Source organism: Desulfococcus multivorans, from assembly GCF_001854245.1.
In the GTDB taxonomy this organism is placed as follows: domain Bacteria; phylum Desulfobacterota; class Desulfobacteria; order Desulfobacterales; family Desulfococcaceae; genus Desulfococcus; species Desulfococcus multivorans.
Genome location: NZ_CP015381.1, coordinates 4,113,695 through 4,126,396, shown reverse-complemented (window position 1 = coordinate 4,126,396; position 12,702 = coordinate 4,113,695). Strand labels below are relative to the sequence as shown.

The following is a 12,702-nucleotide window of genomic DNA, read 5'->3' as shown; positions in this document are numbered from 1 at the left end:
GATTATGTGGGCACAGGCTTCAGCCTTTAGCCTTCAGCCTTTATTTGCAGAAAGGAATTTGCGATGCGGACCATCGAAGAGAAAGCCATGGAACTGGAAAAACGACACACCTGTCACGAGATCGATTTTGCCGAAATCGAGGCGCTTGAAAACCGATGGAAAAACGATCCCCGATGGGCGGGCATCGTCCGTCCCTACAAGGCGGCGGAGGTCCTCAACCTGCGGGGCACCCTCGGGATCGAGCACACCTTCGCCCGGATCGGGGCCGAACGGCTGTGGCATCTCCTCCAGACCGAACCTTTCGTCGCCGCTCTGGGGGCGTTGACCGGCAACCAGGCGGTCCAGCAGGTGGAGGCCGGTCTCAAGGCCATTTATCTGAGCGGGTGGCAGGTGGCGGCCGACAACAACCTGGCCGGGGAGATGTACCCCGATCAGAGCCTCTATCCCGCCAACAGCGTGCCGACGGTGGTGCGGCGCATCAACAACGCCCTCCGGCGGGCGGACCAGATTCAGGTGCTTGACTGCCGCAAGGATGGGCCATACTGGTTCGCCCCCATCGTGGCCGACGCCGAGGCCGGCTTTGGCGGCCCCCTCAACGCCTATGAGCTGATGAAGGATATGATCGATGCCGGAGCCGCCGGGGTTCACTTCGAGGATCAACTCTCCTCGGCCAAGAAATGCGGCCACATGGGCGGCAAGGTCTTGGTGCCCACCCGGGAGTTCATCATCAAGCTGATCGCCGCCCGACTGGCGGCGGATGTCTGCGACGTGCCAACGGTGCTCATCGCCCGGACCGACGCCGACGCGGCCAAACTTCTCACCAGCGACATCGACGAACGGGATCGGCCGTTCATTATCGGGAACGAACGTTCCAGCGAGGGGTTCTACTGGGTCAAGGGCGGCGTGGAAGCAGCCATTGCCCGGGGTCTCAGCTACGCGCCCTACGCCGACATGATCTGGTGCGAAACCTCGCGGCCCGACCTGGAACAGGCCCGTCGGTTTGCCGAGGGGATCCACGCCGAATTTCCCGGAAAGCTTCTCTGTTACAACTGTTCACCGTCCTTCAACTGGAAGGCCAACCTCGACGAGGGCGTCATCGCCGGATTCCAGCGGGAGCTGGCGGCCATGGGCTACAAATTTCAGTTCGTCACCCTGGCGGGGTTTCACACCCTCAACCTGGGCATGTTCGACCTGGCCCAGAGCTATAAACGGGAGGGCATGGCCGCCTATTCCCGTTTTCAGCAGGAGGAGTTCCGCCACGAGCGGAGCGAGGGCTACATGGCCGTCAGCCACCAGCGGTTCGTGGGCGCCGGCTATTTCGACCGCCTCATGGACAGCGTCACCCAGGGGGAGAGCTCCGTGGCGGCCCTGAAGGGATCCACCGAGGAGGAGCAGTTCTGATTTGAACGGATCGGTTGGTGCGCCGACGGCCGTCGTGTTGCGCAGCCGACGTTTGGCGGCGTGTCCGGTACGGGAGAGGCCCGGGATGTCGAATGCCGGGCCTTATTTAACCTCAACTTTCGACTTTCATAGGCCGGCACCTCTATTTGGTCACCATCATGAAAGTCGAAAGTTGAGATTTGACGATATGGCTCCGGAATCCCGGTTTATGAGGGCTTTTTACTGGATATTCTCGAGAACATCCAGCAGCACCTTTTTATTCCGGACGGGATTTCCCTGCAGGAAAGGGAGATAGTTGAATTCCAGATGCGCCAGAGCCCTTTCAGCCGCCGTGCGGGTTTCGTATTTGCCCATGACAACGCGAAACACCGGATCATCGCCTTGAACAGACTTGACAACCATGGCGTTCTCGTTCCGTTGCATCAATTCCTCAACCAGCTTCGCTGCCGGTTCGATGCGATAAAAGCTCGCGTAGTGAATGGTACAGGTTCCGTCTGAATCCTCCCGGATCAGATCCGCTTTTTCGATTTCCGGATAGACGAGTTCCCGCCCCGTACAATCGTCTTTGACACTCCGGAGGGTCGGGTTCGCCATATGGATCAAATCAACGATGGTGTCGTTCCCGATGCCGTATCGATCCCGAGCTGTTTCCGACAGGCACGGGTTCGGAGATACGGCGTGTCCTTCCTGGTCCAACGTTGCGGCCGGTTTTTCTTCAACCGGTTTCGGCGGGACCGGTTTTCCGACGGGGAGGGTGCCGGCGTGAATGGGCGGGCCGCTGTTTTCCATCAGGGTTGGAGAGGGAATCTCCGCCGTTTCGCTTTGATGGAGTGTCATCCCGTCAACAGCGAGTTCTCCTGTATCCTTGACGGGCTTGGATTTCGAAAAATGACCCGTCAGGAGTATCAGGATGAACAATGAAATCACGCCCGCCGAAACGGCTGCCTTTGTTATTTTTTTCTTGTTCCCGGGAGTCGGCACGGATGCGGCCTGGGGAGTCGCCATCTCCTCGATGATGTCTTTGACGATCCTGGTTCCGATTTTCCGGGTTTGAAAGGTATACCCCCTCATCAGGGCGTTGTCACAGATGCGGTTGATGATTCTCGGAACCCCGCGGCTCTTCTCCCCGATCAGAAGGAGTGCTTTCCGGTCAAAAAGGGGGGTTTCTCTTCCTGCGACGCGGAGCCGATGCCGGATATATTTGGGGACACTGTGCATATCCAGGGCGTTGAGCTCGCGGTTGATCACGATGCGCTGTCGGAGCGATTTCAGGGAATCCTTCTGAAGCATATCATAGATCCCGTTCTGACCGACCAGAACGATTTGAATCAGCTTCCGGTTTTCGGTTTCATGATTGGAGAGCAACCGGATCTCTTCCAGGCATTTCTCCGAAAGAAGATGGGCTTCATCAATGATCAGGACAACCCGTTTTCCCGCTTTATCCATCTGTTCGAGTTTCGATTTGACGTCGTGATATGAATCAAATGTATTGTTTTGATCGTTGAAGGGAAGGTCGAGATTTTTCGAAAGATGACGAATGATTTCCGTAAAACCGAATTGCGGATTCCTGACGTGGGTAACGACGGCATTTGCGCCGAGTTCTTTTATGAGGGCCTGAATCAGGATCGTCTTGCCGGTTCCCGCATCACCGGTGACCAGAACGAAGCCTTTGGCAAAATTGATGGCGTATAACAACGATGCCAGGACCTCTCCGTGGTTTCTGGATAGATAAAGAAATTCCGGGTTGGGGGTGTTTTCGAACGGCTTTTTTTTGAGCAGGTAAAAGTTCTCGTACATTTTTGATCCACCTCTGTTTGACGGCTGGGTGAAACGAACAAAAAAAGCCGAATTACCTGATGATCAGGCAACCCGGCTGTCTATCTCGAGACCCGTGGCTTTCCGTCCCTGCTTCGCAGCAGGTTTGGCGTATTTAATGTATTGTCAGGGCTTCAGCATCTCCTTGACGGCGTCCAGAACCGGATTCGGCTCGGCAGATTCCGGGGGCGTCGTCTTCATGACGCTTTGCAGGCGTTTGCGCACACAGTCGTATTGTTCCCATCCCTTGAGGGGATAATCGAGATCGACGGAGCGCCACTTGGGATGGCCGTTGGTCTTGAGCCATTCCATATTGTCCGCCAGGATCCGGCCAAATCTGCCGACGGATTCGCAATTCGACTGACGGAAGTCGTAGGATACCAACACCGCCTTGACCGCCACGGTCGGCACGGTATCCGGCTGCCCTGCATACGTGTCGGCGGGAATTTCCGCAGAGGGATAATATTCGACGATGTTTTTGCCGCGGATTGGAATGAAGGCCAGCCCGTCCTCCGCGGATACCTTTTCAGTAAACAGTTTGACGGGGAGCCCGGCAACATAGAACATGGCGTCGATCGTCCCCGCCTTCAACCGTTCCAGGGCTTCGTCGGTGCCGATGGTCAACATCTCACCCGGCTTGATCCCGGAGATTTCAAAGAGGAGCCTGGCGGTCAGGTAGGTGCCGCTGCCTTCCCGGTCTATGGCGACACGCTTGCCCGTCAGGCCGTCAAAATCTTCGATATCCCGACGGCCGAGCAGATGGACCTCCTCATTGTAAAGGGGGAACACCATCTTGATTTTTCTGGCGATCCGGACCAATGTCGGATGGGTATCCACCTTGGAGACGAATGCCAGAACATCGGACTGGACGATGCCCATCTGGGTGCGGGGCCGTTTGAAAACCGCGTAAATGTTCTCGATGGATCCTTTCGAATTGTAGACGTTCAGGCGGATGCCTTTGTCCCGGGTCAGTTTCTGGAGATCCAGGCCGAACTGATAGTAGGTGCCTTTTTCTCCGCCGGTAATGATACCCAGATCCGCAGCGAACGCATTCCAACCGGATGCGCACATGAAAAACAGCGTGCCGACGATGGTCATGAGTGTTTTTTTCATGATACCGGTCTCCTTGTGTAACGGATGAAATATACTCTGCCGGCGGTCGATGATGTGACCGAGGGGCATTATTGGAAACACGATCAAAGTGGGTCCCGGCAGATGCATCCGCCGGGCTGTCGACGCATCATCGGGACGGAACGCCATATGGGCGGACGCGTTGCTTTTCGTGACGGAACCTGATAAAAATTCAATCATTGGGCACTTGACTTTTTATCTCAACTTTCGACTTTCATAGGCCGCATCTATCCGGTCACCATCATGAAAGTCGAACATTGAGTTTTTATTATTTCGCGACGGGATTTCAATGTCAACGGCATAATTCTGATGACGGGAAAATATATGTCTTCAAATGTCATAAAGCGAACCAACACCATCCTCTACTGCCGGCGATGGGCCGCTGCCGTCGCGTTCTATCGGGACGTCCTGGGGCTTGTCGTTCACCTTGAAACCGATTGGTTTGTGGAATTTCACCTTGCCGGGGATGCTTATCTGAGTGTCGCGGATGATCGCCGGGCTTCGGTGAAAAGCGCCGGAGGTGCAGGCATCACCCTCTCTTTCCAGGTGGACGATGCGGCCGCCTGGCGCGGCCGTCTCGAGTGTCGCGGGGTCGCGGCCGGAAAGATTCGCCGCCACTGGGGAGCGTCCGTCTTTTTTTTCCGCGATCCCGAAGGCCATCGGATTGAAATCTGGTCTCCGGTGCCGCCGTCGGCGGATGACGACATTGGCCATTGAACTCCGGCCGAAGACGGGTGTATGCTCATAATATTGGCCGATGTTCGCCGCATCGCCGCGTATCAATCCCCAACCTTGAAAGGAGAATACGCCCGTGCCCATTCCCGGAAATCTCTTGACCACCGCCATGGCCGTCATGCCCCACACCGATGTCGATCGCGCGTTGACAACGGCGCTCTCCCTCGACGTCCCGTTCTGGCCCCAACTCCCCAACTACAGCTACTACGAAGACATGTACGTCCAGGCCGCGGAGCACTTCCCCGGCATCCTGCTCGACCTGGATAAGCGGACCCTCCGGTTTTCCCAGGAGAAGTTCATCGAGGAACTCGAGGCCGTCATGGCCCGTTTCGACGATCCGTCCTATTTCGACATCAGCGAAACCTACTCGGCGGTCTACCACCGCTTTCTGGCCATGGACCTGTCGGACCGGCCGGCCATCCGCGGGCAGCTGGAGGGCCCTGTCAGTTTCGGGTTCAACATCCTCGACGAGAACGACCGACCCATTCTTTTCGACGACACCGTCCGACCGTTCATGTTCGAGTTCATGGCCAAAAGGATCAATGTCCAGCTGGCGCGCCTCCTGAAGCTGAACCCCAACGCCTTCATGTTCGTGGACGAGCCGGGGCTGCAGTTCATATTCTCCGCCATGTCCGGCTACGGCGATATCAAGGCCAAGGGCGACATGGACGACTTTTTCGCCATGATCGATCGCCCCCGGGGCATCCACCTCTGCGGGAATCCCGACTGGGACTTCCTCCTGAATCTGGACCTGGACGTCCTTTCCATGGATCTCTACACCAACCGGGAGATCTTCGCATCTTACGGACCCTCGATCCGCCGGTTTCTGGATCGGGGCGGGGTGATCGTCTGGGGCATCGTCCCCACGGGATTCGAAAACTTCGAGAAGGAGGACCTGCCGTCCTTGACGGCCCAATTGGAATCGGTCTGGGAGATCCTCGGAAAGAAGGGGATCGACCGGGACTTCATGATTTCCCGGAGTATGCTGTCTCCCGCCACCTGCTGCCTCGTCAATCCGGACAAGGAGAAGACCGTGGAACGGGCCTTCGGGGTGGTGAAGGAGATGTCCCGGCGGTTGCGCGACAAATATCGTCCGGCATGATCCCGGCCGGCATCAATCGGGGATTTTCCGGTCGTGGGGGTCCCGTGTCGGCCGGCCGGCCGCGCGGTGCAGGGCCGCCTGCATTTCCGGGTCGGTGACATGCTCGAGCCGGTGGGCCGAGGCATGGACCGAGGTCATGCAGTAGCCCATCCGTTCGCAGAGATAGGATTCCCAGAGCCGGTGGGATCGAATGATCCCGGCGCTATCCCCCAGGCCCTTGTCGGTGAGCGTGAAGCCCGATGCATCCCGGCGAATCCGCCGGGTCCGCAACAGGTCCCAGACCGCCATGCGAACGGCGGCCCCCTGCTTCAGGGCCTCCTTCAGTTCCCGGAGGCCCAGAGGCGCCGCATCGCGGGGCGCCACCTCCCGGTACCGGTACAGGAGGCCCATAACGTCCTCCCTGACGATCCCCAGGGAAAGCATCCCCCGGCGAAGGATGCGGCCCAGCAGTCCGTAGCGGGGCGCCAGGAAAAAGACGGCCAGAAAGATCAGGCCGGCGACCGTCGCCATCATGCCGGCGGTGCTCGTGTCCCGGAACCCGAACCAGACGGGCACCGTGATGGCCGCGATATGCCCTGATACGGCGCACAGGGCCGCGATGACCAGACTCAACACCAGAAGGACGGACAAGCGGTCGGTCAGAAGATGGGCCGTGGCGCCGGGAATGATCAGCATGGCGATGACGAGAATGCTCCCGACGCTCTCGAATGCGGCGATGGTGGTGACGGCCACCAGGGTCATGAGGGCGTAGTGCATGACGCCCGCGTTGATCCCCATGGTGGTGGCCAGGGCCGGGTCGAATGCGGTGATCTTCAATTCCTTGTAGAACAGCAGAACGAAGACGAGATTGACGGCGAGCACGGCGGCGTTGGTGACGGCGGCCTGGGGAATCTCCATGCCCAGCAGCGTCGCAACGTCCAGGGGCGTCAACTCGATGGCGCCGTAAAGCACGCAGCCGGGGTCCAGGTCCACGTGGTCGGCGGCCCGGCGGATAAGGATGAGGCCCAGGGCGAAGAGGGTGGTGAAGATGACGCCCATGGAGGCGCCCTTGTCGAGGCCGCTCAGTTTCACCACGGCCTGAACCAGGAAGGTGGTCAGCAGGCCCACCACCGTGGCACCCGCCAGCATGGGGAGGCTTTCACGGCTTCCGGTGAGGATGAAGGCGACGGCCAGGCCGGGCAGCACCGCGTGGCTGATGGCGTCTCCCATCATGCTCATGCGGCGAAGGACAAGATAGGCGCCTGGAAGGGCGCACGACATGGCGCTCAGCATCGCGGTCACGACGATCCACGTATCGAGAAAGGTCCATTCCATATCAAACGTCTCCCCGGTGCGGCCCGATGGGGTGGGGACTCTCGGGAAAGGCGCCGCCGGGTCCTTGGGGCAGCATTTTTTCGAGGCTTTCAATCATCTCCGGGTCCAGAATGTGTTCGATCTCGTCCGCCCCCCAATCCACCTGTCCCGGTGCGATATCCGCCCGGGCGATGAGATAGGCCTCCCAGAGCCGATGGTTGCGCACCACGCGTCGGGCCGCTTCCCATCCTTCCGTTGTCGGGGCATAGGCGTCCGGGGGGGTCGGACGGACGAGTCCGTCGGCGGCGAGATGCCTGAAGGTGCGCCGGACTTCGGCGGACGTCCACGACCGGCGCGCCAGCATCGCCTCGAAGGGGATGGCCCGGCGGACGCAGGCTGCCGCGTCCCGGTCGGTGCTGCAGCTTTCGATCCATTCGTACATGGCGCGGAGAAGGTTTTCCCGGGCGATCTTGCGCTTGAGCCGATACCGCTCCAGACTCGTCTTCAGGAGCCCCCGGGCCGACCCCAGGATCATGCTGACGAGAAAGACCGCGGATGCGGTGAGCACGATGATCGCGCCGGCGGGCAGATTGGCCGTCAGGGCGCTCAGACCGGAGCCGGCGAACCCGGCCGCGGCCCCGAAGAGGCCTGAGAGCCATAGCATGCGCCGGAGGTCGTGGGTCCAGAAACGGGCGGCGGCCGGCGGGATGATGAGCAGGGCCACCACCAGGATCAGCCCGACGGCCTGAAGGCCGATGACGGTCACGACAACGGCGAGGGACATCATGAGGAAGTCCAGACGGGTCACCGGCCACCCCTGGGCCGCGGCATACTCTCCGTCGAAACAGATCAGGGTGAACTCCTTGAAGAAGAGGATGCAGAACACGGCCGCCGTCAGGGCCGTTGCGGCGATGAGGACCGCGTCCATGAAGAGCATGGAGGCGGTCTTGCCATAGATGAAGGCGGTGAGCCCCGCTGCGTTTCCCGCCTCCATTCGGGTGGCGATGCCCAGAAGGGCGATGCCCAGACCGAAATAGGCGCTCAGGACGATGCCCAGGGCGGCGTCGTCCTTGAGGCGGGAGTGGCGCTGGATCAGGATGACCGAGGCGGTGCCCAGAACGGAGAATATCGCCGCTCCCGTTATGAGGCCGAGAAAGTTTTTCCCCTCTCCCCCCCGGAGCGTCATCAGGATAAAGGCGATGGCGATGCCCGGGAGGGTGGCGTGGCTGAGGGCGTCGCTCAGCAGGGCCCGCTTCCTGAGGAGCAGAAACGTGCCCACGAGCCCGGCCGCCGCCCCCAGGAGCGTGGCGCCGATGACGACGACCCGGGTGTTGTAGTCGCGGAGGGTGATCACCCGGAAGATCTCGGGCCAGGTCGGCCATTCCGTAAGGACGGTCGACGGCCCGGCAACCGCGGCTTCCGGCAGCGCCGGCACCAGCGTCAGCATCAGCGTCAGAACGCCCGCCCGCCATGCGGTGCCGCCCAAAGGCAGGTGTCCTGTCGATCCGGTCATTCCGAGGTGCCTTTCGTGCCCCGGGGCAGCCGGGGATCCTTGGAGAGTTCGTAGAACGCCTGGGAAAGGAGGGTGAGGCGGCCGCCGTAGGTCTTTTTCAGATTCTCTTCGGTGAAGACCGCTTCGGTGGGCCCGTAGGCCACCACCCGCATGTTGAGCAGCACCACGTGGTCGAAGTAGGTGGGCACGGTCTGCAGATCGTGATGCACCACCACGCAGGTTTTGCCCGAGGCCTTGAGGTCCTTCAGCAGCGCGATGATGGCCCGTTCGGTGGCGGTGTCGACACCTGCGAAGGGTTCGTCCATCAGGTAGATTCGGGCATCCTGGGCCAAGGCCCGGGCCAGAAAGACGCGCTGCTGCTGCCCCCCCGACAACTGGCTGATCTGCCGGTGGGCAAAGGTGGCCATTCCGACCTTCTCCAGCTCCTTCAGGGCGGCGCGACGATGGGCCCGGGTGACGGGCCTGAGCCAGCCGATCTTCCGGTAGAACCCCATGGCCACGACATCCAGGGCGTTGACGGGAAAATCCCAGTCCACGCTCTCCCGCTGGGGGACGTAGCCCACGAGATGTCGCTGGGTTTCGTAAGGCTTCCCGTATATGGAAATCTGCCCCGACGCCCGCGGCACCAGCCCCAGCACCGCCTTGATGAGGGTGCTCTTACCGGCGCCGTTGGGGCCGACAACGGCGATGAGCCGGCCCTCGGGCAGGGTCAGCGCAACGTCCCACAGCACCGGTTTTCGCTGGTAGGCGACGGTCAGGTCCTTGATGGAAAGGGGAACGGCTTCGTCGGATGCGGGTTCGGCATCGGCGTCGATACGACCATGATGTGTCGTGTCGGCCGCATCGGATTCACCTTCCATCGAACGGCGACCGGCATCTCGGGCGGATGTCTCGGGTGTTTGCATGTCGTCAACCTCAGTGTTGCGTTGGCGGGTGTCCGTCAGGAGCGATAACATCATGAACCGGACGAAGGGTTTGCCGGATTCGGGTCCGCTTTCAATTCTGACTCAACTTGCGACTTTGATGGGCCGTATCCTCCCGGCACCTCTATCCGGTCATCATCATGAAAATCGAAAGTCGAATTCTTATTTGAAAATTACACACTTTGCATGCATCGGCAAGAGATAATTAACCGTCTCGACTTTCGACTTTGATAGGCCGGTGCCGGCTTTCATGGAGGCTCATATGAGGACAATTGCCAGGCATCTTCCGGCGGATCAACGACGGGCGGGGCTTCGAATGAACCCACCGCTGTGATGCAACTCGCGAAATCCAGCCCGGATAGCGGCGGCAAAATCCTCGACTCTCCAAAACGGTTGCCTTGTCTTTGATGATCACTCCAGAACCCCACCACCACATAAAAACGGTGCCGGCATTTCGGTTTCACGAATGGTCCGGCACCGGAAGGCGTCTCATTTCATTCTGGATCGAGAAACTTTTTCGAATTCATCCTTTGCGGGTGCGAGCGCTTCTATTCGGCTTATGCCCTGGAAGGGTTCAGTTCCCGGCCATCATGGCCGCGATGTCGTCATCGACCGTGCCGATGGGTTTGATGTTGAACTTATCCACCAGGACCTGGGCTACGTTGGGGGACAGGAAGCCGGGAAGCGTCGGCCCCAGTCGAATGCCCTTGACGCCGAGTGCCAGGAGGGCCAGGAGCACCGCCACCGCCTTTTGCTCGTACCAGGCGATGTCATAGGAGATCGGCAGCTCGTTGATGTCGGAAAGGCCGAAGACCTCCTTCAATTTCAGGGCGATCACGGCCAGGGAATAGGAGTCGTTGCACTGGCCGGCATCCAGGACCCGGGGAATGCCGCCGATGTCGCCCAGGGCCAGTTTGTTGTAGCGGTACTTGGCGCACCCGGCCGTCAGGATGACCGTGTCCTTGGGCAAGTTTTCCGCCACCTCGGTGTAGTAGGCCCGCGATTTCTGTCGTCCGTCACACCCGGCCATGACCACGAAGCGCTTGATGGCGCCCGATTTGACCGCATCGACGACCTTGTCGGCCAGGGCCAGCACCTGGTTGTGGGCGAAACCGCCGACGATGGCGCCGCTTTCGATCTCCGTGGGGGGAGCGCAGCGCTTGGCGCGGGCGATGAGGGCGGAGAAGTCCTTGGCGCCGCCTTCGGGACGGTCGGGAATGTGGGCGGCGCCGACATAGTTGACCACGCCGGTGGTAAAGAGCCGGTCCAGATAGGTGTTGTCCTTCTTCAGGGGGACGAGACAGTTGGTGGTCAGAAGAATTGCGCCGTTGAAGGATTCGAACTCGGGGTTCTGGCGCCACCAGGAGCCCCCGTAGTTGCCCACGAAGTGCTTGTACTTCTTGAAGGCCGGGTAGTAATTGGCGGGCAGCATCTCGCCGTGGGTGTAAACATCCACGCCGGTCCCTTCGGTCTGGGCGAGCAGCTCCGCCATGTCCTTGAGGTCATGGCCGGAGATCAGGATCCCAGGGTTCTTTCCGGCGCCGATGTTGACCTGGGAGATTTCAGGATGTCCGTAGGTGGCGGTGTTGGCCTCGTCGAGCAGGGCCATGGTGGTCACGGCGATATCGCCGGCCTTCAGGACCAGGCCCACCATCTCGTCAACCGAAAGGTCTTTGGTGGTGGAGGCCAGGGCCTCCATGAGGAATCCGTGGATCTCGTCCTTCTCATAGCCGAGGATCGCGGCATGATCGGCATAGGCCGCGATGCCCTTGCAGCCGATGATGAGCAGCTCCCTCAGGGAACGCACATCCTCGTTCCGGGTGGCCGTGATGCGAACCTCGTCGGACAGGGCCTTGTCGATGACGGCCTGTTTGTCCGCGGCGCTCCATGCGGCGCAGTCCGGAACCGGACCGGAGAGGGCCCCCGCCCTGGCCTTGACCGCATCCCGGATCTTCAGGCCTTCCTTGATCCGTTCAATGAGGACATCGTCGTCCCAGGCCACATTGGTGATGGTGGTGAAGAGGGCTTTGGCGATGAAATGGGCGGCGTTCCGGTCCACCGTGCCCGCTTCCTTCAATTTCTCGCCGTAGACGCCGATGCCCTTGCAGACATGGATCAGCAGATCCTGCAGGTCGGCGGTCTCCTCCGGCTTTCCACAGACTCCCTTGACGGTGCATCCGGTGTTCTTGGCTGTTTCCTGACATTGAAAGCAAAACATGGTGTTCCTCCTTGTGTGGGTGGATGATTAAAGCCAGAATTCAGGGTAGCGACGGTTGGGCGCGATGTTGTTGACCAGAAGGGCGATGATCAGCATGACGAGGGCGCCCAGACCGGCGGGTATGACCGCGTAGAGATAACCCAGCTGGTGTACGGTGTCGCCGCCGATCACCGCGATCAGGGCTGTTGCGCCGCCCGGCGGGTGCAGGGTTTTGGTGAGGTGCATGACGGCGATGGCCGTGGAAACGGCCGCGGCCGATGCCAGCCACGGGATCCCGCCCAGGAACTGGAAGGCCGCCACCCCGATCACCGCCGAGAGCACATGACCGCCGATCAGATTGCGGGGCTGGGCCAGGGGACTGCGGACGGCGCCGTAAATGAGCACGGCCGAGGCCCCGAACGAGCCGATGATCATGGTGAGAGCGGTCCGGTCCAGCACGTTGTAATGGATCAGCGCCACCACGGCGATGCCCAGAAAGCTCCCGACCCAGGACCACAGGGTTTCAACGACGCTCACCCGGGGCGGGCTCTGGGTGTGCCCCTTCATCTTCTTGAAATAGTTCATGTGTGCC

10 protein-coding genes and 1 riboswitch are annotated in these 12,702 nt (G+C 60.4%); of the genes, 3 read left to right on the top strand and 7 right to left on the bottom strand.

Annotated features, from left to right (window positions below; all coding sequences use genetic code 11):
• Nucleotides 1-63: 63 nt before the first annotated feature.
• Nucleotides 64-1,401, top strand: coding sequence for an isocitrate lyase (aceA, locus tag dmul_RS18000; protein ID WP_020876351.1), 1,338 nt, complete (start codon nucleotides 64-66; stop codon nucleotides 1,399-1,401).
• 219 nt (nucleotides 1,402-1,620) lie between these two features.
• Here the strand turns inward: aceA and dmul_RS17995 are convergent, their stop codons facing one another.
• Both dmul_RS17995 and dmul_RS17990 read right to left on the bottom strand, forming a co-directional pair.
• The gene (locus dmul_RS17995) at nucleotides 1,621-3,198 is read right to left on the bottom strand and encodes an AAA family ATPase (RefSeq protein ID WP_020876352.1); all 1,578 of its coding nucleotides are present in this window, start codon (nucleotides 3,196-3,198) and stop codon (nucleotides 1,621-1,623) included.
• A 63-nt stretch (nucleotides 3,199-3,261) separates the two neighbouring features.
• Nucleotides 3,262-3,337: riboswitch (cyclic di-GMP riboswitch) on the bottom strand.
• 5 nt (nucleotides 3,338-3,342) lie between these two features.
• Nucleotides 3,343-4,329: a TAXI family TRAP transporter solute-binding subunit gene (locus dmul_RS17990; protein ID WP_020876353.1), complete on the bottom strand. Its 987-nt coding sequence runs from the start codon at nucleotides 4,327-4,329 to the stop codon at nucleotides 3,343-3,345.
• Nucleotides 4,330-4,671: 342 nt separating this feature from the next.
• On the opposite strand from dmul_RS17990, the gene dmul_RS17985 reads away from it, so the two are divergent.
• The gene (locus tag dmul_RS17985) at nucleotides 4,672-5,064 is read left to right on the top strand and encodes a VOC family protein (RefSeq protein WP_020876354.1); all 393 of its coding nucleotides are present in this window, start codon (nucleotides 4,672-4,674) and stop codon (nucleotides 5,062-5,064) included.
• A 94-nt stretch (nucleotides 5,065-5,158) separates the two neighbouring features.
• The gene (locus tag dmul_RS17980; protein ID WP_020876355.1) at nucleotides 5,159-6,184 is read left to right on the top strand and encodes a uroporphyrinogen decarboxylase/cobalamine-independent methonine synthase family protein; all 1,026 of its coding nucleotides are present in this window, start codon (nucleotides 5,159-5,161) and stop codon (nucleotides 6,182-6,184) included.
• Between the two features lie 12 nt (nucleotides 6,185-6,196).
• On the opposite strand, the gene dmul_RS17975 is transcribed toward dmul_RS17980, so the two are convergent.
• The 5 genes from dmul_RS17975 to dmul_RS17955 all read right to left on the bottom strand — a co-directional run bounded on the left by dmul_RS17975 (nucleotide 6,197) and on the right by dmul_RS17955 (nucleotide 12,695).
• Nucleotides 6,197-7,498: a metal ABC transporter permease gene (locus dmul_RS17975; protein ID WP_020876356.1), complete on the bottom strand. Its 1,302-nt coding sequence runs from the start codon at nucleotides 7,496-7,498 to the stop codon at nucleotides 6,197-6,199.
• Between the two features lies 1 nt (nucleotide 7,499).
• Nucleotides 7,500-8,990 (bottom strand): metal ABC transporter permease, encoded by a 1,491-nt coding sequence (locus dmul_RS17970; protein WP_200809293.1) that lies wholly within the window; start codon nucleotides 8,988-8,990, stop codon nucleotides 7,500-7,502.
• Nucleotides 8,987-9,895, bottom strand: coding sequence for a metal ABC transporter ATP-binding protein (locus dmul_RS17965; RefSeq protein WP_020876358.1), 909 nt, complete (start codon nucleotides 9,893-9,895; stop codon nucleotides 8,987-8,989). The genes dmul_RS17970 and dmul_RS17965 overlap by 4 nt, the downstream gene beginning before the upstream one ends.
• A 592-nt stretch (nucleotides 9,896-10,487) precedes the next feature.
• Nucleotides 10,488-12,131 (bottom strand): hydroxylamine reductase, encoded by a 1,644-nt coding sequence (gene hcp, locus dmul_RS17960; RefSeq protein WP_020876359.1) that lies wholly within the window; start codon nucleotides 12,129-12,131, stop codon nucleotides 10,488-10,490.
• A 27-nt stretch (nucleotides 12,132-12,158) separates the two neighbouring features.
• Nucleotides 12,159-12,695, bottom strand: coding sequence for an HPP family protein (locus dmul_RS17955; RefSeq protein ID WP_020876360.1), 537 nt, complete (start codon nucleotides 12,693-12,695; stop codon nucleotides 12,159-12,161).
• Between the last annotated feature and the right edge of the window lie 7 nt (nucleotides 12,696-12,702).

Coding starts and splice junctions, on each gene's coding strand:
- dmul_RS17995 (WP_020876352.1), bottom strand. CDS start 3,198: ATGTACGAGAACTTTTACCTGCTCAAAAAAAAGCCGTTCGAAAACACC.
- dmul_RS17990 (WP_020876353.1), bottom strand. CDS start 4,329: ATGAAAAAAACACTCATGACCATCGTCGGCACGCTGTTTTTCATGTGC.
- dmul_RS17965 (WP_020876358.1), bottom strand. CDS start 9,895: ATGCAAACACCCGAGACATCCGCCCGAGATGCCGGTCGCCGTTCGATG.
- dmul_RS17955 (WP_020876360.1), bottom strand. CDS start 12,695: ATGAACTATTTCAAGAAGATGAAGGGGCACACCCAGAGCCCGCCCCGG.
- hcp (WP_020876359.1), bottom strand. CDS start 12,131: ATGTTTTGCTTTCAATGTCAGGAAACAGCCAAGAACACCGGATGCACC.
- aceA (WP_020876351.1), top strand. CDS start 64: ATGCGGACCATCGAAGAGAAAGCCATGGAACTGGAAAAACGACACACC.
- dmul_RS17985 (WP_020876354.1), top strand. CDS start 4,672: ATGTCTTCAAATGTCATAAAGCGAACCAACACCATCCTCTACTGCCGG.
- dmul_RS17970 (WP_200809293.1), bottom strand. CDS start 8,990: ATGACCGGATCGACAGGACACCTGCCTTTGGGCGGCACCGCATGGCGG.
- dmul_RS17975 (WP_020876356.1), bottom strand. CDS start 7,498: ATGGAATGGACCTTTCTCGATACGTGGATCGTCGTGACCGCGATGCTG.